This window comes from Phyllobacterium sp. 22552, assembly GCF_052044585.1.
GTDB classification, from domain to species: Bacteria; Pseudomonadota; Alphaproteobacteria; order Rhizobiales; family Rhizobiaceae; genus Phyllobacterium; species Phyllobacterium ifriqiyense.
In genome coordinates this window covers 601313-626835 of the sequence record NZ_JBQENG010000001.1, presented here as the reverse complement: position 1 = coordinate 626835, position 25523 = coordinate 601313, and the positions used below count along the sequence as shown (strand labels likewise).

Sequence of the window (25523 nt, the reverse complement as noted above, 5' to 3'; positions counted from 1 at the left end):
TCCGAAAATGGATCAAATTAGATTCTGAACCGTCTGCTGAAGCACGGGCAGAACATCTTGTGCGAACCAGGGATTCTTTTTCAACCAACCACTGTTGCGCCATGATGGATGAGGCAAAGGCAGGATTGCAGGAATTGTGTGATCGTTAAAATATTCGCGCCAATTGCGCACCGTATCGGTCATGCTGGATTTGCGGCGCGAACCGAGATGATAGGCCTGCGCATATTGTCCAATGGTGAGGATCAATTTCACTTGCGGCATGGCCGCAAAAAGCCGGTCGTGCCAGACTTGGCGGCATTCCCGCCGGGGAGGCAAATCCCCGCCCTGCGCATCATAGCCGGGAAAGCAAAATCCCATCGGAACAATGGCAAATTTATGCGGGTCATAAAAAGTTTCAGCGTCAACGCCTAGCCACTGACGTAACCGCACGCCGGATGGGTCGTTGAATGGAACACCGGTATTATGAACACGAATACCGGGAGCCTGCCCGCAGATCATAATGCGCGCGACGGGCGACGGCACACAAACCGGGTTTGGTTCATGCGGCAAAGGCAAACCATATTGCGGATTGTCGCGGCAAATCCGGCAAGCCTTTATCGCCGCACTCAGATCATCCAAACCAATGGAACCCACCGCGAGCATCCAATATCAGGCCTTGGCGCTCGGACGACCGGAAACCGCCTCATGCCAGCGTTTCAAGTTCTGGAACTCGTCAGGCATGGTTATCTTGGCGGGTTTCAGAAAATCGACACTGACAAGCAATGTTATATCGGCAATTGAAAAATGTTCTCCGGCGATAAATGTATTGGTTGCCAATTGCTCATCCAGCAAAGCCATGAACTTCACGGCTTTGGGCCGATTTGCCTCACCCCATTCCGGAATTTGCGGGACTTCCCATTCCGCCATAGCCGGGTGCGTGTGCCGAAAGGCCGCCGAGACTGGCCCAAAAAAATTCAGTTCAACGCGGCGATTCCACATTTCGACACGTGCTTTGCCCAGTGCGCCTTCGCCAAACAGGGGCGGTTCCGGGTGCAATTCTTCAAAATACCGGCAGATCGCAACGGATTCGGTAATGACGGTGCCGTTATCAAGTTCGAGAATTGGCAACCTTTGCAAAGGGTTGAGCGATTCTATTTCATTCGAACGATGCCCCAATGCTCCCATATCGATCGGCACAAGCGGTATATTCAGTCCTTTTTCGGCCAGAAATATGCGCGTGCGTCTCGGGTTGGGCGCGCGACCTCCATCATATAATTTCACCAGATACCTCCCAATAATCCAACAACCCACGCGACGACCGTATCAATCGCTTCGGCGACTACGTTTCGCTCAGGTGGCGATGTTTCGGTAACACCATCATGCGTTCTGCGCCAATCCTGTGGTGTTTCAAATGCGTCGACCCATATGCCAACCCTGCGTTCACGAGCGAGCAATTCCGCATCGCGATAATCGCCATAGGCTATAGCCTGGCCCGTTTCGACCATAATACGGTTGACGTTAATTTGGCCAGCAAAACAGGTTGCCAGAAAGCGATCAAACTTGTCGCGCCCCTGTCCCTCACAACGCACGTCCGTCCTGGCAACGAGCTTTTGCAGAGCTTGCCGGGCGATCTGCCCGCAATTGCGTAGCGATGGCTGCCTGCCGCAGGTTTGATCAAGCTCCGGAGCGTCGATACCCTTTAGCCGAATATGCTGTTTCGAGATTATCAGCGTATCTCCGTCAATCACGTAGGCGTTACCGGAAAGGTCAATGGCCGGTGGTCTTTGATCAATGCGCGCTATGAGCAACGCTACCAATCCGAAGAAAATAAGCGTCAAGCAGATATCGAAAAATTTGCGAATGGCCGAGCGTGGCGCCGTTCGGTTTACAGACCATCGTCGAGAGGTGCGAAACCGCCCTCTCACGGCCTGCCCGCTTGATAAAGTTGTTTCATACTTACCTTTATCGCCAAGAATAGATTCGCTTTCTTACCGCAATCTACGCCGCTTTAATCATTTATGAACGGGCTTGCGGTGCAATGCAGCCACTGGACGGTTTATCACCGGGAATGAGGCTTATGGCACTACTAGACGCAAGCCATGCAGACAAGAACATAGTTGACCGGCGCAAGCAGCCGCGCAACCGCGATATGTCTGTGGTTGTTCGCAGCGCCCGGGAACGCCTCATGCAGCGGCCAAAAACAGAGCATTTCGAGCGGGAATTGCTGTTCATACACACGCGCGCGTTGATCATCAACGCCGCCACTATTCCCTTGCTTATCGCCATCGTCACCGTAACCAGCATTTTTGCCGGGTTCGGCCAGCAAATGATTATCTGGGCGTGCTTCAGCATTTGCCTTTATGCTCTGCTTGGCTTGCTTGCACGCCAGATCAATAGAACCAGCATTAGCGACGGTCACATTCACCAATGGCATCTTGTCTATCTGCTTGGCCACTTTGTGACGGGCATTGGCTGGACATATTTCATATTCCTCCAATGCGAAGTCTGCGGCATCAGCCAGTTTTCGATTATCAAAGCGGTGGTTCTCATTCTCGCAATGGCGATTACCGCCGTGTTTTCTTCCGCTCTGCGCTTGGCTGTACCGATTGCATTTACCCTCCCTATCCTCGCCTATATAAGCGCCGTATCGGATAGTCTTGGCGATCCTGCTCAGGCGACAATGGTTGTAATGCTGCTGGCGGGCCTGACGTTTTTCTATCTGGTTGCCACGCGCCTCAATTATTCAGTTGTTCTCACTTTGGCACTTCAGGCGGAAAAAGATGCACTGATCGCCGAACTTGAAACTGCCAATGCCATGTCTGACGAAGGAAGACGGCGCGCAGAGGAGGCAAATCTTGCAAAATCACGCTTCCTTGCCTCAATGAGTCACGAACTCCGCACGCCGCTCAATGCAATACTTGGCTTTTCGGAAGTCATGGTCAGGGAAGTATTGGGACCGATCGAAAACGCCACATACCGGGAATATGCCAGCGATATTCACGCTTCAGGTGAACACCTTCTCAATCTTATCAATGAGATTTTGGATTTAAGCCGCGTTGAAGCAGGTCGTCACACACTCAGTGAAGATGCGGTAATGCTGACAGAAATTGCCGATGAGTGCATTCGCATGATGTCTTTGAAAGCGCGTAACAAGGAAATTACGCTCATTGCACAATTCGAATCCGGCATGCTCCCCATGATGGGCGACGAACGCTCCTTGCGGCAAATACTGCTCAATCTCATGGCTAACGCAGTCAAGTTTACGCCGTCAAAAGGAAAGGTCTACGTGAAGATCGGCTGGACCGCCGGCGGCGGTCAATATCTTTCAGTTCGCGACACCGGGCCGGGCATACCCGCCGATGAAATTCCCATTGTCTTGTCCGCTTTTGGGCAGGGATCGATTGCCATAAAGACTGCCGAGCAGGGAACAGGCCTTGGACTACCCATCGTTCAAGCGTTGGTTCACGTCCATGATGGCGAGTTCCATCTCTTCTCCAAGCTTCGCGAGGGAACCGAAGCGCTCGCAACTTTTCCACGAAGCCGCATCGCCACATCTGCCGGGAAGAACAAGTCTTCGTCACAGTCCCAAAAAGCTGCCTAGAAGACTCCACTTCAACTTATTGTTATTTGATAGTGGGTTAGCGGGCCTGCATTGCTTGCTGCATTGCAACAATTCGGGGACCCGAAATTAATGGCCGTCAATAACCGCCCACTTTTCATACCAGCTCTAGGCTCAATCTATTCAAATTTCGGCACGCTCGCCGAAACGCTGTTGCGTGTAACGGCTGGCGCTTTGCTCGTCGTTCACGGCTCAGGCAAGATCGCCGCTCCATTCGGCTCTGTCGAAATGGTCGAAAGCCTCGGCTTTTATCCCGGTGTCTTCTGGTCGCCGCTCTTGGCGATAACGGAATTTTTCGGCGGTATTCTGCTGGTTCTCGGCTTGTTTACCCGTCCGGCAGCTTTTGCAACGACCATCGTTTTGATCGTAACCGTCTATTTCCATTGGGTTACTGCCGGACAAGGATTCTTTGGCGCGGAAAAATCCATTCTCTGGACATTCGTCCTGTTGTTTTTCCTCTTCCGTGGCGCCAACGCTCATTCGGTCGACGCCAAGATCGGCAAAGAGTTCTGATTGAAAGGCCCGTTTCGGCGGGCCTTTTCCATCAATTAATCGCGATTGCTGATGCCTGCCTGCTCAAATGTCGCCATGCCACTATGGCAAAGCGCTGCAGCCTTGACGATTCCTGCCGCTAGCGCAGCACCTGTGCCCTCACCCAATCTCATGCCCAGATCGAGAAGCGGCTTCTTCCCAAGCCGCTCAAGCACCTTGTGATGGCCAGGCTCGGCCGACACATGGCCGATCAGGCAATGATCAATCGCCTCGGGATTGGCGGCATGTAGAATTGCAGCCGCAGCGGTGGCTACATAGCCATCAATAATGACCGGTATTTTCTCAACGCGCGTCGCCAGGATCGCGCCCACCATGGCCGCCACTTCACGACCGCCAAGACGGCGCAACACCTCCAGCGGATCCTTGAGATGCGATCCATGCAAAGCGACCGCAGCACGTACGGCATCGGCTTTGCGCTTCATTCCCTCCCTGTCGGACCCGGTGCCCGGACCAACCCAATCTTCCGCCGCCCCGCCATAAAGCGCATGGAAAATCGCGGCAGCGATTGTAGTGTTACCAATTCCCATTTCGCCAATGCAAAGCAGATCAGTACCGCCTGCAATCGATTCCATGCCGAATGCCATGGTTGCGGCGCAGGTCTTTTCGTCCATCGCGGCATCTTCAGTGATATCGGCGGTTGGATATTCCAGCGCTAGATCAAAGATTTTCAAGCCGAGATCATTGGCAATGCAAATCTGGTTGATAGCAGCGCCGCCAGCAGCAAAATTTTCAACCATTTGGGCCGTTACAGACGATGGATATGGTGAAACGCCTTTTGCGGTAACACCGTGATTTCCGGCAAAAACAGCAACCAATGGCCGCGTCACCTGCGGCTGCGACCTTCCTGTCCATGCTGCAAGCCACTCAACAATTTCTTCAAGACGCCCCAGCGCGCCCGGCGGTTTGGTCAACATGGAGTCGCGTTTGCGAACGACTGCAACAGCCGCGTCATCCGGGCCAGGCAAAGTTTCGATAAGGGTGCGGAAGTCGTCAAATGGCAGGCCAGTGGTCATGATGTTCCTTGCGGTCAACTCTTCATGGCAAATCAGATTTACCCGTCCTATAAGCGCTGTATGGGAAAACGCAAAGGTCAACGTTCGGCGCAGAGTGTCGCGACCTGTCAACCAAGGTGTGCAACATGGACCTGATCACAGATATGATGCGCTCGCTGGCATTTCTTTCTCGCATAAGCGTCGCGTCAAGCTGGTTCGATAGATTTAGCGGGAAGCTGGCAGACAGTGTGCGCGGGTTTCCCTTGGCTGGAGTCGTTCTGTCTTTGCCTGCCGTAATAATCATTCTGATTTGCAATGCCTTTGACCTTCCAGAGAGTATTGGCGCAATCCTTGCTGTTACGGCGCTGATCGTGACCACCGGCGCACTGCATGAAGACGGCTTGGCAGATGTGGCTGATGGCTTTTTTGGCGGCGCGACGGCGGAACGCCGTCTGGAGATCATGAAAAACTCCACCAACGGTTCCTATGGCACATTGGCACTGATTCTGATGATCTTGCTGCGGATAGCGCTACTTGCAACCATCATTGATGAAGTCAGTCTGTTTCAAGTCGTTCTTATCGTGATCGGAACGGAAGCTACCAGCCGAGGATTATTGGTAAAATTCTGGCAAACCCTGCCCTCGGCGCGAAATGGTGGCGTTGCTGACAGAGCCGGAATACCCGATGCATCAGCAGCCAATTTCGCGCTCATTTCTGCCGCCATTATCGGGGTCATCACATTCGGTATTGCTGGCGGGCTTTTGGCGATTACCCTTGCTGCCACTTTAACTACTCTGGTATTTTTCGGGTTCAGCAGACTGTGCCGGGATAAAATTGGCGGGCAAACCGGCGATACGCTGGGAGCCATACAGCAATTGACTGCAATTACGCTGCAGCTTGGGCTTGTCATTGCCCTCTAATCACACCAGATTTGCTGTATGAGTATTGAGTCACCCTGCATTCTCGTATGCGCGATCGACATAAAGACCGGCTATTGTTTCGGTTGTGGACGCACACGCGATGAAATCGCCGGATGGATCATGATGTCTGCGGATAATCGCCACTCCATCATGGCCACGCTCCCCGCCCGCCTCGCGACGCTGGAACGGCGCCCGCGCCGGGAAACCCGTCGCACTCGCATGGCGCGGGAAAAGCAGGAGCAATAGAATGCGTGTGTTTTGGATCGCCATCGCTCTTATCGGCATTGTCCTGTTGCTACTGGTAACAAACAATGATGCTGGTTCGACATTCGGCATTGCCAATGATTCATTCGCGCGCCTGGCCTATTTTGGCATATTGGGCGTTGTTGTCGGGTCTGCGCTATTGGGTTCGGGAATTCCGCTCAGCCATTCCCTGCGCAACCTCGCCGTATGGATCGTTATTATTCTCACCCTCGTGACCGGATACCAATATCGCTATGAATTGCAGGATGTTGGCCATCGTATTACCGCGGGCCTGATACCCGGCAGCCCGATTTCCACGCGGGATGGAGACGGACTGGTTTCTGTAACGCTGGCCAAGGCAGAAAACGGGCACTTCGAAGTGCGCGGACAGGTTAATGGCGAAACCGTACCCTTCATGATTGACACCGGCGCGTCGTCCATCGTGCTTTCGGCAGATGATGCACGCAGAGCGGGTATCGATCCGGATAAACTTAACTACAGCACGCCCGTTATGACGGCCAACGGCCTTGCAAATGCTGCAAACATCACAATCGACAGTATAAAAATTGGCGATATCGAGCGGCGGAATATGCGCGCCATGGTAACGCAAGATGGCCGTATGGACGGCAGCTTGCTTGGCATGAACTTTCTTAACACACTCAGTGTTTTTTCAGTTCGGGGGGACCGGCTGGTCCTGACTGATTAGGCCGCTTTTTCGATGGCAGCATTCTGAACAGCCGCATAGGCGCGGCGTATGACATTGCTGGTCGCACCTGTCTGATTGGCTTCTGTTGACAAGATTTGCCGCCAGCGCCGCGCACCGGCAGCGCCATGAAACAGCCCGACCATATGGCGCGCTATGTGAGACAATCGCCCGCCAGCCGCTATATGCCTATCCGCATAATGGCACATATAATCAATAATGGCATCGATCGACGCCGGGCCGTTCTCATTGCCGTAAATGGCAGTATCAACTTCAGCGAGCATCATCGGGTTATGATAGACAGCCCGGCCGAGCATCACGCCATCAACATGATTCAAATGCTGAAGGCCTTCGCTGATGGTCTGAATACCGCCGTTTATCCCAATGAATTGATTCACATATTGCTGCTTAAGCCGGTAGACGCGATCATAGTCCAATGGCGGAATATCACGGTTTTCCTTTGGCGAAAGCCCCTTCAGCCAAGCCTTGCGGGCATGAACCCACAGAGCATCGGCACCAGCGTCGAACACGGCTTTCGCCAAATTGTTCAACGCTATCTCGGTATCCTGATCATCGACACCAATGCGGCACTTAACGGTAACCGGGACATCGACCGCCCGCTTCATGGCAAGAACGGCCTGCGCAACGATCTCCGGCGTTTTCATAAGGCAAGCGCCAAATGTTCCCGATTGAACCCGGTCTGAAGGGCAGCCTACGTTCAGGTTGATTTCCACATATCCCATTGCCTCGCCAATGCGAGCAGCTTCCGCCAGCTTGGCAGCGTCAGAGCCACCCAGTTGCAACGCAACCGGCTGTTCCTCATTCGCAAAACCCAGTATCCGCTCCCGATCTCCGTGGATGGCAGCATCGGCAACGATCATCTCGGTATAAAGCAGAGAATAGCGCGTGAACTGGCGATGCAGAGTCCGGCAATGCCTGTCTGTCCAGTCGATCATCGGCGCTACCGCGAAGCGGTTGGCGCCATAAGCACTGCTAACTGGCATTTTTTTCGCTGTCTGGTTTCGGATATGTTGTTATGCCTTCACATAATATCCTGAGGCACAATTGTCCACTCCAGCAGCTGTGTGGCTCAAACCTGTTCGGAGATTGCCGCTTTCACCGCCATCTTTCTCAGCAGCGCAACGAATTCGCCTCCGGCTTTTGCCACGTCCCCGGAATTGTCAATCATGATGGCGTCCAAAGGATCGCAAGGATTTGCACCAGCCCGCATCAAGCGACGTTGAATTTCGTCGGCACTTTCCCTGCCTCGCGCCGCGAGCCGCTTAGCCAATACCTCGTGCGAAGCCGTAATGTGGACTACGGCAAAATTTGCGTAGGTCGCACGAAGCTTCGGAACGATACCGCGCGAAACATTTGCTATTGCGACAACTCCCAGCCGGATTTCATCATGGACGGATTTAGGCAAACCATAGCATAGGCCATGCGCTTCCCACTGATGCGAAAAAGCACCCGATTGCAACGCCTTCGAGAACTCCGCCTCACTCAACGTATCATGATCCTCCGCATCGACGGACGATGGGCGAGTTACCACGCGGCGTACAAAATGAAATCCCGGCTCATCTTTTAACACCATTCGAGCATAGTCGATAATGGTATCCTTACCGGCACCACTTGGACCGACGACCGCAACAAATACGCCATTTCGAACGTAGTCAGCTGCAGGGTCAAGCAAGCGCTCTATTGAAGCAGAAGCTGTCATCACACCACTCTTCGGCCTTCCCGCCATACTGTACGCACCACCGGAATATGCTCATCGACGCGAACGCGAACAAGATCCGCGCGCTTGCCAATCTCGATGACACCACGATCTTCGAACCCTACAGCCTTGGCCGGATTTCTGGTCACAAGCTGGATAGCCTCGGGAAGCGTAATATTATCGACAGTCTCGCTCATGAAGAATGTCGATTGGATAAGGCTGAACGGAATGTAATCCGACGAGAGGATATCCAGATATCCATGCTCGGCAAGCTCTCGCGCCGAAACATTGCCCGAATGCGAACCGCCGCGAACAACATTCGGCGCGCCCATCAGCACTGAAAGACCCGCCTGTTTGGATGCAGCTGCGGCTTCAAGAGTCGTTGGAAACTCGGCAACCTGAATACCCTGCTCGACCGCCTCATCAACATGCGCGCCCGTCGCATCGTCATGACTGGCAAGAACGATACCGTGGTCACGGCAAAAATCTGAAATAGCTTTGCGGTTGGGACCGGAATTCGTCGCAGATTGCGCCATCCGCTTTTCGCAGAATGCATTAAACTCAACATCGGATAATTTCAGCTTACGCTGGTAGTAGGTTGCGTAGGTCTCAAGATTGACAAACTGCCTCTGACCCGGTGCGTGATCCATGAGCGATGCGAGACGAACCCGGTTGTCATTTTCGAAAAATGCAAATCCATCCAGGCAGTCAGCCGCCGACACCTCGCAGCGCAGATGAAAATAGTGATCAGCGCGCAGGCGATCCTGCTGCACACTGTCTTCTATTGCATCCGCCAGCTTACGGATTTCCTGCGGCGTCATTTCGGCATCTTCATCCATACCGACGCGCAAGGCATCGAGCACGGTGGTGATACCCGATGTGGCAATCTGCGCATCATGGGCTAGAACGGAAGCAATAGGATTCCAGCGGACCTTGGGGCGCGGCATGTAATGGCCTTCAAGATGGTCCGTGTGCAGCTCAATCAGCCCAGGAATAAGATAGTCGCCTTCGAAATCTTCCCCGCCCGATGTGGAGGTGTTCGAAATATCGGCGATTTTTCCGTCGCGGATAAGGACGGAACCGGGAATTACTTCATTCTCCAGAACGATTTTGGCGTTGTTCAATACAAGTTCGGCGGACATTTCAAGCGGTCTTTCTTATGTTCGTTCCTGCCAAGGGATGCAGGGAATGTACTTCGAATGGGGCACCGGGCTCCGCCTCGATAAACAATGCGATATTGTTGATCTCAACAGGCTCTTCGAGAACAGGCTCCAGAAATTCGCTCAGCATTTGAGCGATCTTTTCCCGGTCTTGCTCCGCAACGGGATTGGTAAGCGTCATGTGAAAACGGAAATCATCGAACACATAAGGATACCCCCACTGTTCAAGATTACGCCGCTCCGAAACACTCATTTTCTCAGGATTTCGCCTTGCGATTTCCGCCACGCTGGGCGGCGCGCGAAAACGATCAAATGCAACAACAATATCATTGGCCAACTGGTTTAGCTTCGCCACGGGTTCTTCAGGAACCAGAGCAAAGAAACCGTCAAGATTTGCAATCTTCAGCTTGGGAATCTCTACCGGTCGCATGGAGGACGCAAAATGCATCAAGGCGGACAGAAGCTCCCGTTCCTCCACCCCTTCGGCCAGATGAAAGGGTGCCTTGAGCGTTGCATGGAACCCATAACGCCGGGCGGATTCCGTAAGCTTCGTTACTTCCTCATGCGCCAGGTTGCGAATTTGTGGCGGACGCACCGGCTGCCCGGTAAAGGCATTTCGGCCAAGCCAGTTAGCCGCCACTTTCAACAATGGATCGCTGGAAGGCGGTGTAAAATAAATCGCATAGCGCATTTTGATTCCTCCGGAGCAGTGTCGCGTTACGCTCCGATTATGACAAGCCATTGAACGTCGCCAATTTCATTGTTGCTTTCCCATCAGGCGGGAGCGCAGTGCATTGGAAATGCTATCAAAGATAAAGATCACCGCGAGGATAAGCACGACCATATAGGCAACATTGTGCCAATTGGTATTGGTGCGCATCGCCTCCCAAAGTTTCAGTCCGATACCACCTGCGCCAACCGCACCGATAATGGTGGCCGACCGTGTGTTTGACTCCCAGAAATAAAGCGCTTGGCTGGCGAAAACCGGCAGTACCTGCGGTAAGACGCCATACCGCTGAACATTTACGGGCGCCGCCCCAACAGATTTGACGCCTTCGCGCTGCTTGTCATCAATGTTTTCCAGCGTTTCGGAATAAACTTTTCCGAGCGTACCCGTATCGGTGAAAAAGATAGCGGAAATACCGGCAAGCGGTCCCGGACCAAAGGCGCGCGTAAAGAACAATGCCCAGATCAGCATATCGACCGAACGGAGAAAATCGAAAAACCGCTTTGTGATCTGATTTGCAAAGAAGTTCGGCATGATATTGCGTGCGGCTATGAAGGCCAACGGGAACGACACAAGCGTTGCAAGCAAGGTCCCGACAAATGCCATGACAATGGTCTGCATGAGCTTGGTCCAGACATCGCCATGCTGCCAGGAGGAGTTGTACCAGATATTGTCGAATGCCAGCTCGGCATTGGACATTTCCGGCTTTATACGCTCGCCGCTGACAATCATGGATGCGACTTCGCCAAGGGATTTGTTCCAGAAGGGCGAAGCGGTATCGAAGACAAAATTCGCCCAGCCGAAGAAACGTCGGCTGACAACGACCCGCTCTGGAATAATATCGGCGGTTCCGGCAAAGCCGAAATTGACCGTGACCTGATCTTCCTTGAGCGATGCCCAATCAGGCAAAGCTCCCTGAGGTTTGGCACCATCGGGCTCAATGTGCACGAGGAGTTTCTCACTGCCGCGCGTAGCGATAACCTGTGTCGGGGTGATCTGAAGCGACTTACCCGTGCCGAATGTTATCGTGACATCATTGCCTTGCTTGATCGCCCAATCCGGCTTCGGATTGTCGCCAAGCTCGGAAAAGCGCGGATAGCTGATAGTTGTCCCCTCAGCGCCCATACGGACTGTTGTGCGGATCGCATAAGACACCCAGTCGCGAGCATAAATTTCAGCCCGCTGCCATTGGCCTGATGCAAGCACCGTGCCGATGGAAAAAAACCACCAGCAATAGATAACATAAAGCACGACACCAGCCCCTATGATCAAGGGCATGAAGCGCTTCAAAATCGAAGGGTTGAACACATCGGGGTAGCGGGCTTCGAAGTCAGCAACATTCAAGGAGGTTATAGCGCTCATGACTGTTTGCCTCCAAAAGCGAAAGCCTGATTGCCGACAAGGCGTCGCCGCAGCCAGGCAGAGAATTGATCGACGGCGATAATCGTTGCCAAAAGCAGCAATATGATTGCCAGTGTCTTTGCTTGATGACCACGCCCGATGGAAAGGCGCAATTCTTCACCAATGCCCCCGCCACCAACCGCACCGATGATTGTGGAGGCACGCACATTGATTTCCAAACGCAACAAAGCATAGGACATGAAATTCGGCATGACTTGTGGGACAATTCCAAAGCCAACTCGCTCGAACCAATTGGCACCAGCTGCGCGCAGGCCTTCATCTGCCTTCATCTCAGCATTCTCGACAACTTCGAAGAATAGCTTGCCAAGCGCACCGATGGTGTGAATGCCGACGGCGAACATAGCGGGTATAGGCCCCAGCGAAAGAATCGCGGCGAAGAACCCAGCGATGACTATCTCGGGAAAGGCGCGCAGAATTTCCATATAGCGACGCGCGGCAAACCTTATCAGCTTGCTCTTCACAAGGTTTTTGGCCGCAAGAAAACAAAGAAGGAAACCGAAAAACGCTCCCACCAATGTCGAGATGATCGCGATATTGAGCGTCTCCAGCATTTTGTAGAAATATTCGGGAATGTAGAGCCCACTGAAAATGTAAACCCGGCCCTCCGGGTAGTCGAATTTCAAGCTTCCATCGAAATAGGGTGATGGCAGATCGAACAAGGCGCGCCAGACTTCCCACCCATCGCGCGGAATCAAATCCCCAGCGAAATCGAAGAAATGTGGCAGCCGGTCAAAGAACTTGCCCGCATTTGACTCGTTTGCAAACCAAAGCGAACCCGAAACAGCAATGAGCAAGCCAATGCCGATCAACCAGGAATATGCACGGCGACGGCTGGCAAGTTCTTGCCAATGACGCTCGATCTCTATTCCTTCAGGCGTTAGTTCTGTCGAATTGGCGCGGCTCATGGGCTTATCCTTCCAGAGCATAAAAAATCACGGCCAGATCAAGTGATCTGGCCGTGAAAGGGTGATTGAATTAACCGCCGATCTGCGCCTTACGAGCGTCAATGATGGGTTGGTAGAATTCAGTGTTTACTTCTGTGTAGCCTTTGAAATCGCCGCCCATCGTTGCTGCAAAGCAGGCTGGATCTGACTTTGGAAGTTCCATCATGAAGTTTTTAAACTTTGTCTTCACGTCGCTGTCTAGCGAAGTACGGACGACTATCGGGCCATTTGGAATCAATGGTGACTTCCACAATTCCACAAAATCCTTCATGTCGATAATGCCCTTATCGACCATCTTGCGCAAATTGCCGGAGGTATAGCCTTCATCGAACTTGCCAACACCCGAACCGAAAGTCGTACCAGCATCAAACTTGCCATCTTTGACAGCAAGCACAAGATTTTCGTGTCCGCCACCAAAGCCGGTTTCGCTGAAGTAATCCTTCACAGAGGTCTTGATGTCTTTTGGCAGAGCCGTAACTGGAACAAGATAACCGGAGGTTGAGTCTGGATCAGCAAAACCCAGCTTTTTACCCTTCATGTCGGCTAACGTCTTGATGCCGCTATCTTTGCGGGCAACCATGATCGAATAATAGCCGGTGGCGCCGTCTGTCTGGACTGTTGTCAGGATTGGTTCAACAGCCTTCGGGTTTGCGAGATAGATTTTTGCGAAACCAGATGCGCCAAGCTCTGCATAATCCAACGTACCGCCGAGCAAGCCCTGGATAACGCCATCATAGTCCGTAGCAGGAAATAGTTTGACGTTCTTTACGCCAAGTACCTTTGGCAGCTGGTCTACAATGCACTGATAATTGCGCAGGCGATCAGCTTCATTCTCACCGCCGATAATGCCAACGCGGAATGTTTCGAGGTTTTCTGCACGAGCCATCGAACCGGCAAGCATTGCGCCGATTGCGATCGCACCAAGAAGGGCTTTTTTGAGCAACATTGGTCTCTCCTGTCAAACGTCTGTTTGAGTTTGTGATCTGTTCATGGTTGCCCGTGACGTGGGCTAGACGATCTCTCAGCGAGCGGCCAGAATAGCCTCAAGCTCGGGAATGGGTTTTGGCGCGCCGCGCGAAATACTGGTCGATGTAATAGCTTCTGAAAATGCGTCCTTGAGGCCGTCAGCACCGTAAATCCGGCGGGCAGCCATTTCCGTCAGGTCGTCCGGCCCGCCGTCGAATACGATTTTGCCTCCTTGCATCCCGATGATCCGCTGGCAAAAATGACGCGCCGTATCGAGCGTATGCAGATTGGTTATGACCGTAAGGCCTTCACGCTCATTGATATCACGCAGTGATTCCATAACCACTTGCGCATTGCGCGGGTCCAGCGAGGCGATAGGCTCATCGGCCAGAATGACTTTGGGATTCTGCATCAAGGCGCGGGCGATAGCGACACGCTGCTGCTGACCACCGGAAAGTGTTCCAGCACGCTGTAAAGCGGTTTTCGCAATATCCAGTCGCTCAAGAGCTGCGATCGCCATGGCGCGCTCTTCACGCGAGAAAATGCCCAGCAGACTTTTTATTGTTGAGCGGTGATTGAGGCGCCCAAGCAGAACATTGGTAAGCACATCAAGACGCGGCACAAGATTGAATTGCTGGAAAATCATTGCGCAATCACGCTGCCAGTTGCGTAGATTGCTGCCACGCAATTTCGCAACATCCGTGCCTTCAAAAATGATGGCACCTTCCGACGGATCGATCAGCCGGTTGATCATGCGCAGCAGCGTTGATTTACCCGCTCCCGACCGGCCAATAATGCCAACCATCTGACCCTGCGGAATTTCTACATTGACGTTGTCTATGGCGATATTATTGCCAAAGCGCCGCGTCACGTTTTCGATTTTCAGCATCAATTAACCTCTGTTGGCGTCAGCCTGTGGTAGAGGGTTTATGTGAACCTGCAATGGCAGTTTTGTCTCAGTTTCGTGACAACTTTGGGCTGTATCTAAACGTGATGTTTTTCCAGGAATTCCTGGATCTCCAATGTGCGGAAATCATCCAGCCCAGCACGTAATTTTGCATGATCCCAATCCCACCAGGCCAACCTTTGCAGACGCTCCGCAGTATGGGGATCAAATCGGTCCCGGATTTTTTTGGCCGCAACACCGCCAACAATTGTGTAGGGCGCAACATCCTTCGAGACGACGGCTCCAGCACCGATAACCGCCCCGTCACCAACAGTCACTCCGGGCAGGATTGTTGATCCGTGACCGATCCACACATCGTGCCCAATGGTGACAAGATTTGACCGACGCCATTCAAAAAACTCGTCGTCGACTCCCGCATCATCCCAATATTCGGCGGAACGATAGGTGAAATGATGCAGTGTCGGACGCCATGTCGGGTGGTTGGTCGCGTTGATACGAACGCTGGCTGCAATATTGGCGAATTTGCCAATCTTCGCACACCAGACGGCGCCATCCTGCATAATGTAGGAATAGTCGCCGAGCGTAGCTTCGCTTATGCGGCAACGCTCGGAAACTTCCGTGTAACGGCCCAGCGTGGAATCCTGAACCGTTGCGGTTTCATGCACCAAAGGTATTTCAGACAGACGACTCATGCGGCCGCTCCGGTTTGAGCCGAAAACGCCGTGACATCGATAATCCTGTCGGCGACTGCTTCGCGCACATCGTCATCGTGGAAGATGCCAAGCATGGCGACGCCCGCATTTTTCTTGTCGCGGATCATTGAAACCACCACATCGCGGTTTCTGGCATCGAGTGACGCCGTAGGCTCATCAAGCAACAAAATGGGATGATCCGTGATAAAGCCCCGAGCGATATTAACGCGCTGCTGCTCACCACCCGAAAATGTCGCCGGCGGCAATGACCACAACCGTTCCGGCAAATTAAGCCCCGCGAGAAGAGCGGCTGCCTTTTCGCGCGCTTCATCGCGATCAATGCCGCGTGCCACTAATGGCTCAGCTACAACATCAAGGGCAGAAACGCGCGGCACAGTGCGCAGAAACTGGCTTACATAGCCAATCAGATCGCGTCGAATGCCAAGCATTGTGCGCGCGTCTGCCGCCGCAACATCAACCAACCTGTCCCGGTAAGGCACGATGATTTGGCCGGTATCGGCAGCATAACTGCCATAGATCATCTTGAGAATCGAGCTTTTACCCGCACCGGAAGGACCACCCAGCACGGCGCATTCCCCTGCTTTAATGGAGAAGGAAACATTGGCCACAACCGGCAAGCAAATGCCGTCACGCAAATGCATGGTGAAGCTCTTGGCAACATCGGAAACAACGAGAGGTGTCGGCATGGTCAAACCTGTAGAATTGAGGAGACAAGAAGCTGCGTGTATGGCGCCTGCGGATCGTCCAGAACGCGGTCGGTAAGACCCGTTTCCACGACGTGACCGTCCTTCATCACCATCATACGATGTGAGAGAAGACGAGCTACGGCCAGATCATGGGTCACGACAATCGCTGCCAGGCCAAGATCGCTGACAAGACCGCGGAGCAGATCAAGAAGCCTTGCCTGCACCGAAACGTCCAGCCCACCCGTCGGTTCATCCATGAAAACGAGACGCGGATTGGTAACAAGATTGCGTGCAATCTGCAGGCGCTGGCGCATACCGCCGGAAAAGTCGCGCGGCTGATCGTCAATGCGGTCCCCTGCAATCTCAACGCGGCCCAGCCAATCGGTGGCTGTAGCGCGTATATTGCCATAATGCCGGTCACCAACGGCCATCAGCCGCTCGCCAACATTTGCGCCCGCAGACACGGTCATTCTCAAGCCATCAGCGGGATTCTGGTGAACAAAACCCCAGTCGGTACGCATCAGGAAGCGCCGTTCTGCCTCGCCCATGCGGTAGAGGTCACGGAAATGCCCGTCGCGCATGCGGTACTCGACCGTGCCGGCAGAAGGCGCAAGTCTCGTAGCCAGACAATTGAGCAATGTGGTTTTACCGGACCCGGATTCGCCAACGACGGCCAGCACTTCGCCAGGAAAAAGCTCAAACGAAACATTCTTGCAGCCGATACGGCTTCCGTAAAATTTCGATAATGCCCCAACCTTCAAGAGTGGTATATCGCTCATTCTGCTGCCTCCGCCTGTGGTGCCGATAATTCACCGCGATGCCCTGCGGCCTGCCGTTCTTCACAAAAATCCGTGTCGGAACAGACGAACATGCTGCCTCCTTTATCGTCGAGAATGACTTCATCGAGATAGCTGCCCTTGGCACCACAAAGAGCGCATGGCTGCGAAAACTTCTGAATCTCGAAAGGATGATCTTCGAAATCGAGACTGACGACCTGCGTATAGGGAGGAATTGCATAAATCCGCTTCTCCCGCCCTGCACCGAAAAGCTGCAAGGCTGGCGAGTTATGCATCTTGGGATTGTCGAATTTGGGTGTCGGAGATGGGTCCATCACATAACGCCCCTCGACCTTCACCGGATAGGCATAGGTGGTCGCAATATGGCCGTGGCGAGCGATATCTTCGTAAAGCTTCACATGCATGAGCCCATATTCCTCCAGCGCATGCATTTTGCGCGTTTCGGTTTCACGCGGCTCAAGAAAGCGCAACGGCTCTGGGATTGGCACCTGATAGACGAGCGTCTGACCTGCTGCTAGCGCAGTCTCCGGAATGCGATGGCGCGTCTGGATAATTGTTGCTTCTGTGGTCTTCGTGGTCACCGGAACATTGGCAACCTTTTGAAAAAAGGCACGAATTGAAACCGCATTCGTTGTGTCATCAGCGCCTTGATCGATTACTTTCAGCGTGTCCTTCGGGCCGATGATCGCAGCCGTTACCTGTACGCCGCCAGTACCCCACCCATAGGGCATGGGCATTTCGCGGCTGGCAAACGGCACCTGATATCCAGGTATGGCAATGGCTTTGAGAATAGCCCGGCGGATCATCCGCTTGGTCTGCTCATCAAGATAAGCAAAATTGTAGGTGGCAAGCTCGGTCATTTTGTCATAGCCTCAAAGGAGTTGGTTTGCGCAAAACCACGGAGTTTTGATCCTTTGGTTTGAACTGCAAAACGTAGGGATGCATGACGGGAGATATTGAGTTTTATCTTTTTACTGGTGTTTTTGTTTTCATCGTAGCGCTTGCCGCAATCAAGCAGCGCAACAAGAACCGAAAAAAATTGAATAACGATAGCGGCGACACTGGTGTTTCCGGCAGCAGCGACAGCTGGGGCGACTCCGATGGCGGAGGTGATGGAGGCGGTGGCGACTGAGTTCATTCTGCAGCCTCACTGATTTCGTTCTTTTGGCTTTCATGCCCACTACGCATACGGCGCACGAGATCGAGTTCCGCTTGGAAATCCACATAATGCGGTAATTTCAGATGCTCGACGAAGCCGGTCGACTGAACATTATCGCTGTGTGAGATGACGAATTCTTCGTCCTGCGCCGCAGCGGTAATGTCCTCTCCCAGCTCTCTTGCCCGCAATGCGCGGTCGCAAAGAGCCATGGACATGGACTTGCGCTCGCTTTGGCCGAAAACAAGCCCGTAGCCACGCGTGAATTGGGGCGGCTGCTTAGATGATCCCTTGAACTGATTGACCATCTGGCATTCGGTAAGACGAATGCGGCCAAGCGTTAGTGGAAAATCAAGTTCGGCGACTTCGAGTTCCACTTCAACCTCACCAATGCGAATTTCACCGGCAAAAGGATGGCTACGCGCGTAGCCGCGCTGGGTGGAATAGGCCAAGCCCAGCAGAAAACCCTCATCGCCGCGCGCCAGAGCCTGCAATCGCAAATCCCGCTCAAGCGGAAAGGTCAAAGGCTCGCGGGTCAAATCGCCCGTTTGAGCTCCCTCAGGCATATCACCATCAGCTTCGATCATGCCGTCATGGCCGAGAATATCGGTCACACGCGGCATATGTTCATGGGCCTCGATGCGTTGATCCGGCAGATCAACTGACCCATCTTCCGCAAGTTCAGGATCGAGCAAGCGGTGCGTATAATCGAAGGTCGGACCCAGCAATTGACCGCCTGGCAGATCCTTGAATGTTGCGGAAATGCGGCGTTCAATAGCCATCTGCGATGTCTCGACCGGCTTTGTATAGCCGAAACGCGGCAAGGTCGTCCGGTAAGCCCGAACGAGGAAAATCGCCTCAATCATATCGCCGCGAGCCTGTTTCACAGCGAGCGCAGCAAGCTCGGTATCGTAGAGCGAACCTTCAGCCATCACACGATCAACTGCGAGCGCCAGCTGTTCAACAATCTGATCGAGGCCGATAGCCGGAACGGAGCGATCACCACGGCGGCGGTCTGCCAGAAGCTTGTGCGCATTGCGAATGGCGGCTTCGCCGCCTTTAACAGCAACATACATGGCCTAAGCCTCCTTCTTCGAAATGCGGGTGGTTCGCGGCAAAGCGGCAAGCGCGCCATTGCCAGCAAAGATCAGGTCGATACCACGCGGAAAGACGCCACGATTTGCTGCCCATTGTTCAATAAACATTCTAGGAAGCTCATTCGGCGCAAAGACCGCATTATCCTTGATTCCAGGACCTTCGAGGGTCAATTCTTGCGAACCATCAAAACCGGTCACCTGCAAAATGATTGTGGTCGAACGATCCGGATATTCAGACGTGCCTTTGGCAAATGAATCAAAAGACGGCATGTTTTCGATGTCGCTGACCAAAGCAAAATCGGCCTGGGAAGGATCATTCGTGAGCTCAACGCCAGTATGGAACTTCAGCCAGCCGATAGCGTCCTGCGATGCTTTCACTGGCTTGTCACACCAGACGACCGCATCATGATCCAACAACGTGGCTGCAATCGAAGCTATCGCCGGCGATAAGGGCGATGGAGCAAGAGCCAGATCACCGACGGAAATGACACGGCCCGGATTGGCCATAGCGTCCATCAATGCCCGAAAAATCTCCTGCGAGTTTAAAACCGTGTCGGCGAACCCGCCTTCAAAAACCTGAGTTGCTGCGCGCATCAATCATCTCCTCGCACCATAGTGAAAAAATCGACCTTGGTTGCAGCGGTCTCAGCCCGCTTCAGTTCAAGCCCTTCATTCAAACGCTGCGCGATTGGAGCAAGCACGTTGTCTTCAACTGCTTGGCGATGGGCTGGCTCCTGCCAGATCGCATCAAAGACTGCAGCGAGCTTTACTTTCTCGCTTGAACGCCCGAGCGCGTAGGCATGACCGACCGCGCCATTATCGAGCCTTATGGTCGCTCGCGTCACGCTCGCCTCGCCCAGATTGAAAGCTGCGCCACCACCGCCGATGCGTCCACGCACCATGACCAGGCCGGTTTCAGGACCGCGCAGAGTTTCCACTGCTGGCTTGTTTTCCCAGCGCTCCCAGAACTGCCGCATTTCCTGCACGGTTGCTTGCGCCAGAAGCGCCATAGCCGCTTTGCGGCTGGAATCTGCAATCTCAGCTGTTACATCGGGTTCCTTACCCGTTTTCAAATTTGCATTGCGCATTGACACCTCACAGCAATTTGTCTATTTATATATACAACTAGACAATAAGCGTGGTTATAATACCCGTCAATGACAGGAGCATGACAAAGCATGCGTTCAAGCCATTTGATAACCAGGAATAGTGGCGTTGCTGTCTGGCGGCAGATTGCCGATCAGATCAGGGGCGATATTTCAGCGGGCAAAATGGCCAGTGGCGTGCGCATGCCGCCTGAGGTGGAGCTTGCAACCCGGTTTTCCGTCAATCGTCATACAATCCGCAGCGCAATAGCCGCATTAACGAAGGAAGGCGTGCTTCGAGCTGAACAAGGGCGCGGGACATTCGTCGCCAATGCCAAAAAGCTCACCTATCGAATTGGTGAACGCACGAGGTTTTCGGAAATTCTCTCAACACAGGTTCGCGAGACAAAGGGTGTGCTGCTTGGGTCGTCGCTGGAGGAGCCTACAGCGGAAGTTGCCTCTGCGCTTGGAATGCACTCCGGCATGGTCATCAGAATTGATACGATGCACACAGCAGATAACAATCCCATCTCTTGCGCCACATCCTGGTTCGATGCTGCGCGTGTGCCAAATATCATCGAGGATTATCGTGCGACCGGTTCGGTTACCGCAGCGTTTAAACGGGCAGGAATTGATGACTATCTGCGTCAGTCAACGATTATCGGAGCCCGGCATGCTGATGCTGAGGATCTGCGACACTTGAAGCTTTCGCCTGGCGCCATTGTTATCGTCGCAACAGCCGTCAATGTCGATATGGATGGACGGCCTGTTGAATACGCAACAACGCACTTTTCTGCCGACCGCATGGAAATTGCCATCGGCAGACAGTCATCTCTTTAGAGCAAACCTTGCTCCTGCTACCACATGGTTTTTGCGGCCCGCTCCGGCCATTCGCGGTCATAGGTATCACCATCAAAGCGCGCTTCGCTCAACGCGGCAAGGATTTGGCCCGGCGTCGGAAACTCCTTCGGAGAACGATGTTTTGATGGATTCCAAAGCTCCGACCGAATAAGCGCGCGGGCACATTGGAAATAGGCCTCTTCGACCTCAATGACGGTGACGGATCGTGGCGCCTTGCCGTCCACATTGAAACTCTCAAGCACTACCTGATCCGTTTCGATATAGGCACGGCCATTGACTCGAAAGGTCGTCGTCAAACCGGGAATGAGAAACAACAGAGCCACACGCGGGTCACGGACGATATTTCGCAGCGAATCAATACGGTTGTTGCCCCGCCGATCCGGCATCATTAGCGTTCTCTCGTCATGTACCCGGATAAACCCGGCTAGATCACCACGCGGAGAACAATCCAGCCCTTCCGGACCACTCGTGGCAAAAGCAACGAATGGCGATCCTTCAATCAGCAAGCGATAATCCGGCGTGATTCGATCTGCCACTTTGGCAGTCGAGGCTTCACTTACACCACTATAAATGGCTTCAAGTTGTTCTATCGACGTAATCCGCGTCATCATTTCCTCCTGCATTCGCATTCGCCGACTAACATGCCATGGCGAAACGATTATGACAGCCATCACTTTGGAAATGACATACAGACCGCACTAGTATATCAGTCGCGCGACCAATATTCGGGAGAGATGACATGGGTGGTTTTGCGGCAATCGGCGAGTGTATGATTGAGCTGTCCGGTGCTAATGGCGACCAATGGCGCATGGGTTTCGCAGGCGATACGCTTAACACCACCTGGTATGTGCGGGCGCTTACCAAAACCGAGTATCCCGTAGATTACGTCACGGCTTTCGGCGATGATCCCTTCTCGATGAAGCAGCGCGCATTCCTGAATGAAAACGGTATTCAAACAGCCAATAGTCCGATTATCGCCGGTGCGCGCCCGGGACTATATGCGATAAGTTTGACCGGGGCCGAGCGTTCGTTCACCTATTGGCGCAATGACGCGGCTGCGCGCCAGCTGGCAGATGACACGGAGGCGCTGGCACAAAGCCTCGCCGGACGTGAGATTGTTTATTTCTCCGGGATCACCATGGGTATTCTCAGTCCCAAAAACCGTGAAAATGTTTTGAACGCTGTCAAAAACGCACGCGAACAGGGATCTCTCATTGTCTTCGATGCCAATTACCGCCCTCGCCTGTGGGAAAATGCCGACACAGCCCAGCAGGTACTCAGCGATGCCTTTCGCGTCACCGACATTGCCTTACCCACATTTCCGGATGAGAACGCACTTTTTGGCGACGCAACACCTGATCACACGGCTGACCGGATAGCCGGTTTTGGCGTAGGCGAGATCGTCGTTAAAGATGGCACGGAGCCAGCGCTTGTAGTGGCTGATGGTCGCCGCACCAACGTGCCAGCAACCATTGCCAAGGCAGTTGATACGACCGGCGCTGGCGACAGCTTCAATGGCGGCTACATTGCCTCGCGCCTTGCCGGCTTAGACCCCGTCAAGGCTGCAGCCAGTGCCCATAGGGTTGCCGCTCGCGTGGTTGAATTTCACGGCGCACTTGCTCCCATGAGCGAAGCGCGCGCGGCCTTTGGCTAAGATTTTTTAAAACTGTACTTTGTCATTTGGCTGTATGTTTCGTCTGGCCGCAGGATCGCCTGCGGGAAGTACGAAAAATGTGTTGAATCTGGCCAAATCTGCGCTTCGAAACACAATGCCGCATAATTTTCATATGTTTTTCCGGTCAAACCAATGGCAGGCTTTCCGCCAAGCGTATTGGATGCATAAAGCTGCACACCCGGCTCGGTGGTGGACACGGTCATTTCCACGCCAGATTTAGCTCCTCTGGCCCAAGCGACCGGGCACAGCGGGCGCCGCTCGCTCGCCAGACAGAAATTATTGTCATAGATAACCTGCTTGCCGTTTTCTTCACGCCGTACTGGTCTGAATTCACGAAAATCATGCGTGGTTCCTGCCACAGGCAAAACGCGCCCATCAGGCAGAAGATCAGCATCGGTAGGCAGATAGGCCTGCGCATCTATACGTACCTGATGATCGAGCGCTTCAGTTGCGCCACCATCATCCAGATTGAAGTAACTGTGATGCGCGAGATTGCATAGGGTTGGCTTGTCTGTGACTGCATCCATACGAATGGCCAGAGTGCCCTTCGACTCAAGCATATAGGTGCAGGTAATGTTGAGATTACCCGGAAAACCCACCTCGCCATCGGGCAGATGAATTGTCAGCGTCACATAGTCCGGCCCAACGGCCACAACCTGCCACAAACGTTTTCCCGCCCCAAGCGTGCCGCCATGAATATTGTGCAAGCCGCGGAAATTCTTCTCCAGCTGATAGGTTTTGCCATCAATCGTCAATTCGCCGTCCCGAATGCGATTAATGGAACGGCCAATCGTGGCCCCGAGATAGGGCGAATAGGCGGGGTAATCGGCAAAGTTCTGATAGCCAAGCACCAGCGGACTTTCATGACCTTTCAGGCGCAGGTCCTGAATAACGGCACCCCAGGTCAGGACTTTCGCCGTCAGGCCACCGCCAACAATGGTAATGCAATGCACCGCTTCACCTGAATCAGTATGCCCAAAAACTTCCGTATCCATTTGACTTTAAAACCTTTTATAAGATTCATTGCGCAGGCAGCCTGATTCACCGGAATGCATCAGGTGAATGATGTGAGCTAAACAGCCTAAAGACCAAGCCCACCAATGCAGACATATTTGGTATCGAGATAATCTTCGATGCCTTGATGCCCGCCTTCCTTGCCGAGACCTGATTCTTTAACGCCGCCAAAGGGAGCTTCGACGGTTGTGATCAGTCCCTCATTGACGCCGACCATGCCATATTTCAAACCTTCCGAAACACGGAACACACGCCCAAGATCCTGCGTGTAGAAATAGCTGGCAAGGCCGAACTGCGTGTTGTTGGCAAGATCAATTGCTTCCTGCTCCGTCTCAAACTTGTAGATAGGAGCAACGGGGCCAAAGATTTCCTCTGTCGTGAAAAGCATGTCCGGCTTTGCATCGCCAATGACGGTTGGCTCAAAGAAGCTGCCGCCTAGCGAATGGCGCTTGCCACCAGTGACAATCTTCCCGCCCTTCTGTTTTGCGTCAGCGATAAATTCCTCAACCTTTTCGACGGCCTTTTCATCAATGAGCGGACCTTGTTCGGTGCCTGCTTCAAGCCCATTGCCGATCTTGAGCTTTGCAGTCTTTGCTGCAAATTTTTCAACGAAACTATCGTAGATTCCAGCCTGAACCAGAAACCGATTTGTGCAAACGCAGGTTTGTCCGGAGTTGCGGAACTTTGCCATGATGGCGCCGTCGACGGCCCGGTCGACATCCGCATCATCAAACACGATGAATGGCGCATTTCCGCCGAGTTCCATCGATACTTTCTTGACAGTATCGGCCGCCTGTTTGATCAAAATCTTGCCGATTTCGGTAGAACCCGTGAAGGTTATCTTACGCACGACGGGATTGCTGGTAATTTCGCCGCCAATCTCGCTGGCCGAGCCTGTCAGAATATTGACGACGCCCTTCGGAATACCTGCCTGCTCGCATAATAGTCCCCATGCAAGACCTGAATAAGGTGTCTGCGTGGCTGGTTTTACAACGGCTGTACAACCAGAAGCCAAGGCCGGGCCAATCTTGCGTGCCAGCATGGAAGAGGGGAAATTCCAAGGCGTGATAGCGCCGATAACGCCAACTGGCTCTTTGGTAATCATGATCCGGCGATCAGCCCAAGGTGACGGTACGGTATCACCGTAAGTACGACGCGCCTCTTCAGCATACCAAAGGATATAAGCGGCAGACATGCCAACCTCGCCCTTGGATTCGGCGAGTGATTTACCTTGTTCCAGCGTCAGCAATTCGGCGAGCGCATCCTGATTGTCCAGGATTGCATCGTGCAATTTGCGCATCAGCTTTGAGCGCTCCAGCGCCGATGTCTTGCGCCAGGTTTTGAAGGCTTCCGCTGCCGCGTCAATGGCGCGCTTCGTTTCGGCCCTACCCGAATTAGGCACTGTGCCAATGACGAGCCCCGTCGCGGGATTGATGACATCGATTGTCTTGCCCGAATCTGCCGCGATCCACTCGCCATTGATAAGATTGGCCTGCTTCATGAACTGGCTGGATTTCTGCAACATCATATTCTCCCTGTGTTCGAAGGGTTATGCTCTTTAGGTGGATTCCGTGAAGGATAACCATAT

The 25523-nt window shown here is 53.3% G+C and carries 30 protein-coding genes; 7 read left to right on the top strand and 23 right to left on the bottom strand.

Annotated features, from left to right (window positions below):
• Positions 1 to 12: 12 nt before the first annotated feature.
• From ACTJI9_RS03130 to ACTJI9_RS03120, 3 genes are read right to left on the bottom strand one after another with little or no spacing between them, the layout of a single operon-like run.
• A complete protein-coding gene (locus ACTJI9_RS03130; RefSeq protein ID WP_440805924.1) occupies positions 13 to 633 on the bottom strand; it encodes a uracil-DNA glycosylase family protein in 621 nt (206 codons plus the stop codon).
• A gap of 15 nt (positions 634 to 648) precedes the next feature.
• Positions 649 to 1260 (bottom strand): glutathione S-transferase, encoded by a 612-nt coding sequence (locus tag ACTJI9_RS03125; protein WP_354343955.1) that lies wholly within the window; start codon positions 1258 to 1260, stop codon positions 649 to 651.
• Positions 1257 to 1817 (bottom strand): thermonuclease family protein, encoded by a 561-nt coding sequence (locus ACTJI9_RS03120; RefSeq protein WP_440805921.1) that lies wholly within the window; start codon positions 1815 to 1817, stop codon positions 1257 to 1259. Before ACTJI9_RS03120 ends, ACTJI9_RS03125 begins: the two co-directional genes overlap by 4 nt.
• 239 nt (positions 1818 to 2056) lie before the next feature.
• Between ACTJI9_RS03120 and ACTJI9_RS03115 the strand changes: the two genes are divergently transcribed.
• Both ACTJI9_RS03115 and ACTJI9_RS03110 read left to right on the top strand, forming a co-directional pair.
• Entirely contained in the window at positions 2057 to 3580 is a 1524-nt protein-coding gene (locus tag ACTJI9_RS03115) for a sensor histidine kinase (protein WP_440805919.1), read from the top strand.
• Positions 3581 to 3670: 90 nt separating this feature from the next.
• Positions 3671 to 4111: a DoxX family protein gene (locus tag ACTJI9_RS03110; protein ID WP_115052718.1), complete on the top strand. Its 441-nt coding sequence runs from the start codon at positions 3671 to 3673 to the stop codon at positions 4109 to 4111.
• A 35-nt stretch (positions 4112 to 4146) separates the two neighbouring features.
• Here the strand turns inward: ACTJI9_RS03110 and cobT are convergent, their stop codons facing one another.
• The gene (cobT, locus tag ACTJI9_RS03105) at positions 4147 to 5166 is read right to left on the bottom strand and encodes a nicotinate-nucleotide--dimethylbenzimidazole phosphoribosyltransferase (protein ID WP_440806225.1); all 1020 of its coding nucleotides are present in this window, start codon (positions 5164 to 5166) and stop codon (positions 4147 to 4149) included.
• A gap of 122 nt (positions 5167 to 5288) precedes the next feature.
• On the opposite strand from cobT, the gene ACTJI9_RS03100 reads away from it, so the two are divergent.
• The 3 genes from ACTJI9_RS03100 to ACTJI9_RS03090 are packed head-to-tail and all read left to right on the top strand — an operon-like array spanning position 5289 to position 7011.
• Positions 5289 to 6062: an adenosylcobinamide-GDP ribazoletransferase gene (locus ACTJI9_RS03100; protein WP_440805916.1), complete on the top strand. Its 774-nt coding sequence runs from the start codon at positions 5289 to 5291 to the stop codon at positions 6060 to 6062.
• Between the two features lie 18 nt (positions 6063 to 6080).
• Complete coding sequence (locus ACTJI9_RS03095; RefSeq protein ID WP_307285806.1) at positions 6081 to 6308, top strand: DUF1289 domain-containing protein; 228 nt, start codon at positions 6081 to 6083, stop codon at positions 6306 to 6308.
• A gap of 1 nt (position 6309) precedes the next feature.
• The gene (locus ACTJI9_RS03090) at positions 6310 to 7011 is read left to right on the top strand and encodes a TIGR02281 family clan AA aspartic protease (protein WP_440805913.1); all 702 of its coding nucleotides are present in this window, start codon (positions 6310 to 6312) and stop codon (positions 7009 to 7011) included.
• Here ACTJI9_RS03090 and dusA read toward each other — a convergent pair.
• From dusA to phnG, 16 genes are all read right to left on the bottom strand, one after another.
• The gene (dusA, locus tag ACTJI9_RS03085) at positions 7008 to 8012 is read right to left on the bottom strand and encodes a tRNA dihydrouridine(20/20a) synthase DusA (RefSeq protein ID WP_307285810.1); all 1005 of its coding nucleotides are present in this window, start codon (positions 8010 to 8012) and stop codon (positions 7008 to 7010) included. The two genes, ACTJI9_RS03090 and dusA, sit on opposite strands and share 4 nt — an antisense overlap.
• Before the next feature lie 86 nt (positions 8013 to 8098).
• On the bottom strand, positions 8099 to 8728 hold the full coding sequence (phnN, locus tag ACTJI9_RS03080) for a phosphonate metabolism protein/1,5-bisphosphokinase (PRPP-forming) PhnN (RefSeq protein WP_440805910.1): 630 nt from the start codon (positions 8726 to 8728) through the stop codon (positions 8099 to 8101).
• The gene (locus ACTJI9_RS03075) at positions 8728 to 9867 is read right to left on the bottom strand and encodes an alpha-D-ribose 1-methylphosphonate 5-triphosphate diphosphatase (protein ID WP_337354604.1); all 1140 of its coding nucleotides are present in this window, start codon (positions 9865 to 9867) and stop codon (positions 8728 to 8730) included. The genes phnN and ACTJI9_RS03075 overlap by 1 nt, the downstream gene beginning before the upstream one ends.
• Position 9868: 1 nt before the next feature.
• On the bottom strand, positions 9869 to 10576 hold the full coding sequence (locus ACTJI9_RS03070; RefSeq protein ID WP_115052711.1) for a DUF1045 domain-containing protein: 708 nt from the start codon (positions 10574 to 10576) through the stop codon (positions 9869 to 9871).
• 66 nt (positions 10577 to 10642) lie between these two features.
• Positions 10643 to 11974, bottom strand: a complete 1332-nt coding sequence (phnE, locus tag ACTJI9_RS03065; RefSeq protein WP_440805906.1) for a phosphonate ABC transporter, permease protein PhnE — start codon at positions 11972 to 11974, stop codon at positions 10643 to 10645.
• Entirely contained in the window at positions 11971 to 12939 is a 969-nt protein-coding gene (gene phnE / locus ACTJI9_RS03060; protein ID WP_440805904.1) for a phosphonate ABC transporter, permease protein PhnE, read from the bottom strand. Before phnE (ACTJI9_RS03060) ends, phnE (ACTJI9_RS03065) begins: the two co-directional genes overlap by 4 nt.
• Before the next feature lie 70 nt (positions 12940 to 13009).
• Positions 13010 to 13921, bottom strand: a complete 912-nt coding sequence (gene phnD, locus ACTJI9_RS03055; RefSeq protein ID WP_440806222.1) for a phosphonate ABC transporter substrate-binding protein — start codon at positions 13919 to 13921, stop codon at positions 13010 to 13012.
• Between the two features lie 78 nt (positions 13922 to 13999).
• Positions 14000 to 14833 (bottom strand): phosphonate ABC transporter ATP-binding protein, encoded by an 834-nt coding sequence (gene phnC / locus ACTJI9_RS03050; protein WP_115052708.1) that lies wholly within the window; start codon positions 14831 to 14833, stop codon positions 14000 to 14002.
• Between the two features lie 95 nt (positions 14834 to 14928).
• On the bottom strand, positions 14929 to 15543 hold the full coding sequence (locus ACTJI9_RS03045) for a DapH/DapD/GlmU-related protein (protein ID WP_115052707.1): 615 nt from the start codon (positions 15541 to 15543) through the stop codon (positions 14929 to 14931).
• On the bottom strand, positions 15540 to 16250 hold the full coding sequence (gene phnL / locus ACTJI9_RS03040) for a phosphonate C-P lyase system protein PhnL (protein ID WP_440805901.1): 711 nt from the start codon (positions 16248 to 16250) through the stop codon (positions 15540 to 15542). The genes ACTJI9_RS03045 and phnL overlap by 4 nt, the downstream gene beginning before the upstream one ends.
• A gap of 2 nt (positions 16251 to 16252) precedes the next feature.
• Positions 16253 to 17029: a phosphonate C-P lyase system protein PhnK gene (phnK, locus tag ACTJI9_RS03035; RefSeq protein ID WP_307285838.1), complete on the bottom strand. Its 777-nt coding sequence runs from the start codon at positions 17027 to 17029 to the stop codon at positions 16253 to 16255.
• Positions 17026 to 17907, bottom strand: coding sequence for an alpha-D-ribose 1-methylphosphonate 5-phosphate C-P-lyase PhnJ (locus tag ACTJI9_RS03030; protein WP_115052704.1), 882 nt, complete (start codon positions 17905 to 17907; stop codon positions 17026 to 17028). Before ACTJI9_RS03030 ends, phnK begins: the two co-directional genes overlap by 4 nt.
• A complete protein-coding gene (locus ACTJI9_RS03025; RefSeq protein WP_307285842.1) occupies positions 17904 to 18185 on the bottom strand; it encodes a hypothetical protein in 282 nt (93 codons plus the stop codon). Before ACTJI9_RS03025 ends, ACTJI9_RS03030 begins: the two co-directional genes overlap by 4 nt.
• Positions 18182 to 19279 (bottom strand): carbon-phosphorus lyase complex subunit PhnI, encoded by a 1098-nt coding sequence (locus tag ACTJI9_RS03020; protein ID WP_307285847.1) that lies wholly within the window; start codon positions 19277 to 19279, stop codon positions 18182 to 18184. Before ACTJI9_RS03020 ends, ACTJI9_RS03025 begins: the two co-directional genes overlap by 4 nt.
• Before the next feature lie 3 nt (positions 19280 to 19282).
• Positions 19283 to 19894, bottom strand: a complete 612-nt coding sequence (gene phnH, locus ACTJI9_RS03015) for a phosphonate C-P lyase system protein PhnH (protein WP_115052702.1) — start codon at positions 19892 to 19894, stop codon at positions 19283 to 19285.
• Entirely contained in the window at positions 19894 to 20388 is a 495-nt protein-coding gene (gene phnG, locus ACTJI9_RS03010) for a phosphonate C-P lyase system protein PhnG (RefSeq protein ID WP_115052701.1), read from the bottom strand. The genes phnH and phnG overlap by 1 nt, the downstream gene beginning before the upstream one ends.
• A gap of 90 nt (positions 20389 to 20478) precedes the next feature.
• On the opposite strand from phnG, the gene phnF reads away from it, so the two are divergent.
• Positions 20479 to 21225 carry a phosphonate metabolism transcriptional regulator PhnF gene (gene phnF, locus ACTJI9_RS03005; protein ID WP_115052700.1) on the top strand — a complete coding sequence of 249 codons (747 nt, stop codon included), beginning with the start codon at positions 20479 to 20481 and terminating at the stop codon, positions 21223 to 21225.
• 17 nt (positions 21226 to 21242) lie between these two features.
• Here the strand turns inward: phnF and ACTJI9_RS03000 are convergent, their stop codons facing one another.
• A complete protein-coding gene (locus ACTJI9_RS03000) occupies positions 21243 to 21854 on the bottom strand; it encodes a pyridoxamine 5'-phosphate oxidase family protein (RefSeq protein WP_115053265.1) in 612 nt (203 codons plus the stop codon).
• Between the two features lie 131 nt (positions 21855 to 21985).
• Here ACTJI9_RS03000 and ACTJI9_RS02995 point away from each other — a divergent pair, with 131 nt between their 5' ends.
• Positions 21986 to 22900 (top strand): sugar kinase, encoded by a 915-nt coding sequence (locus ACTJI9_RS02995; RefSeq protein WP_440805894.1) that lies wholly within the window; start codon positions 21986 to 21988, stop codon positions 22898 to 22900.
• Here ACTJI9_RS02995 and ACTJI9_RS02990 read toward each other — a convergent pair.
• The gene (locus tag ACTJI9_RS02990; RefSeq protein ID WP_440805891.1) at positions 22897 to 23916 is read right to left on the bottom strand and encodes an aldose epimerase family protein; all 1020 of its coding nucleotides are present in this window, start codon (positions 23914 to 23916) and stop codon (positions 22897 to 22899) included. The genes ACTJI9_RS02995 and ACTJI9_RS02990 overlap by 4 nt on opposite strands.
• An 86-nt stretch (positions 23917 to 24002) precedes the next feature.
• A complete protein-coding gene (locus ACTJI9_RS02985; RefSeq protein WP_115052697.1) occupies positions 24003 to 25460 on the bottom strand; it encodes an NAD-dependent succinate-semialdehyde dehydrogenase in 1458 nt (485 codons plus the stop codon).
• Between the last annotated feature and the right edge of the window lie 63 nt (positions 25461 to 25523).

Bases quoted from the DNA above. Each gene is read 5' to 3' on its own strand.
- ACTJI9_RS03115 (WP_440805919.1), top strand. From the start codon at position 2,057: ATGGCACTACTAGACGCAAGCCATGCAGACAAGAACATAGTTGACCGG.
- ACTJI9_RS03110 (WP_115052718.1), top strand. From the start codon at position 3,671: ATGGCCGTCAATAACCGCCCACTTTTCATACCAGCTCTAGGCTCAATC.
- ACTJI9_RS03100 (WP_440805916.1), top strand. From the start codon at position 5,289: ATGGACCTGATCACAGATATGATGCGCTCGCTGGCATTTCTTTCTCGC.
- ACTJI9_RS03095 (WP_307285806.1), top strand. From the start codon at position 6,081: ATGAGTATTGAGTCACCCTGCATTCTCGTATGCGCGATCGACATAAAG.
- ACTJI9_RS03090 (WP_440805913.1), top strand. From the start codon at position 6,310: ATGCGTGTGTTTTGGATCGCCATCGCTCTTATCGGCATTGTCCTGTTG.
- dusA (WP_307285810.1), bottom strand. From the start codon at position 8,012: ATGCCAGTTAGCAGTGCTTATGGCGCCAACCGCTTCGCGGTAGCGCCG.
- phnN (WP_440805910.1), bottom strand. From the start codon at position 8,728: ATGACAGCTTCTGCTTCAATAGAGCGCTTGCTTGACCCTGCAGCTGAC.
- ACTJI9_RS03075 (WP_337354604.1), bottom strand. From the start codon at position 9,867: ATGTCCGCCGAACTTGTATTGAACAACGCCAAAATCGTTCTGGAGAAT.
- ACTJI9_RS03070 (WP_115052711.1), bottom strand. From the start codon at position 10,576: ATGCGCTATGCGATTTATTTTACACCGCCTTCCAGCGATCCATTGTTG.
- phnE (WP_440805906.1), bottom strand. From the start codon at position 11,974: ATGAGCGCTATAACCTCCTTGAATGTTGCTGACTTCGAAGCCCGCTAC.
- phnE (WP_440805904.1), bottom strand. From the start codon at position 12,939: ATGAGCCGCGCCAATTCGACAGAACTAACGCCTGAAGGAATAGAGATC.
- phnC (WP_115052708.1), bottom strand. From the start codon at position 14,833: ATGCTGAAAATCGAAAACGTGACGCGGCGCTTTGGCAATAATATCGCC.
- ACTJI9_RS03045 (WP_115052707.1), bottom strand. From the start codon at position 15,543: ATGAGTCGTCTGTCTGAAATACCTTTGGTGCATGAAACCGCAACGGTT.
- phnL (WP_440805901.1), bottom strand. From the start codon at position 16,250: ATGCCGACACCTCTCGTTGTTTCCGATGTTGCCAAGAGCTTCACCATG.
- phnK (WP_307285838.1), bottom strand. From the start codon at position 17,029: ATGAGCGATATACCACTCTTGAAGGTTGGGGCATTATCGAAATTTTAC.
- ACTJI9_RS03030 (WP_115052704.1), bottom strand. From the start codon at position 17,907: ATGACCGAGCTTGCCACCTACAATTTTGCTTATCTTGATGAGCAGACC.
- ACTJI9_RS03025 (WP_307285842.1), bottom strand. From the start codon at position 18,185: ATGAACTCAGTCGCCACCGCCTCCATCACCTCCGCCATCGGAGTCGCC.
- ACTJI9_RS03020 (WP_307285847.1), bottom strand. From the start codon at position 19,279: ATGTATGTTGCTGTTAAAGGCGGCGAAGCCGCCATTCGCAATGCGCAC.
- phnH (WP_115052702.1), bottom strand. From the start codon at position 19,894: ATGCGCGCAGCAACTCAGGTTTTTGAAGGCGGGTTCGCCGACACGGTT.
- phnG (WP_115052701.1), bottom strand. From the start codon at position 20,388: ATGCGCAATGCAAATTTGAAAACGGGTAAGGAACCCGATGTAACAGCT.
- phnF (WP_115052700.1), top strand. From the start codon at position 20,479: ATGCGTTCAAGCCATTTGATAACCAGGAATAGTGGCGTTGCTGTCTGG.
- ACTJI9_RS03000 (WP_115053265.1), bottom strand. From the start codon at position 21,854: ATGACGCGGATTACGTCGATAGAACAACTTGAAGCCATTTATAGTGGT.
- ACTJI9_RS02995 (WP_440805894.1), top strand. From the start codon at position 21,986: ATGGGTGGTTTTGCGGCAATCGGCGAGTGTATGATTGAGCTGTCCGGT.
- ACTJI9_RS02990 (WP_440805891.1), bottom strand. From the start codon at position 23,916: ATGGATACGGAAGTTTTTGGGCATACTGATTCAGGTGAAGCGGTGCAT.
- ACTJI9_RS02985 (WP_115052697.1), bottom strand. From the start codon at position 25,460: ATGTTGCAGAAATCCAGCCAGTTCATGAAGCAGGCCAATCTTATCAAT.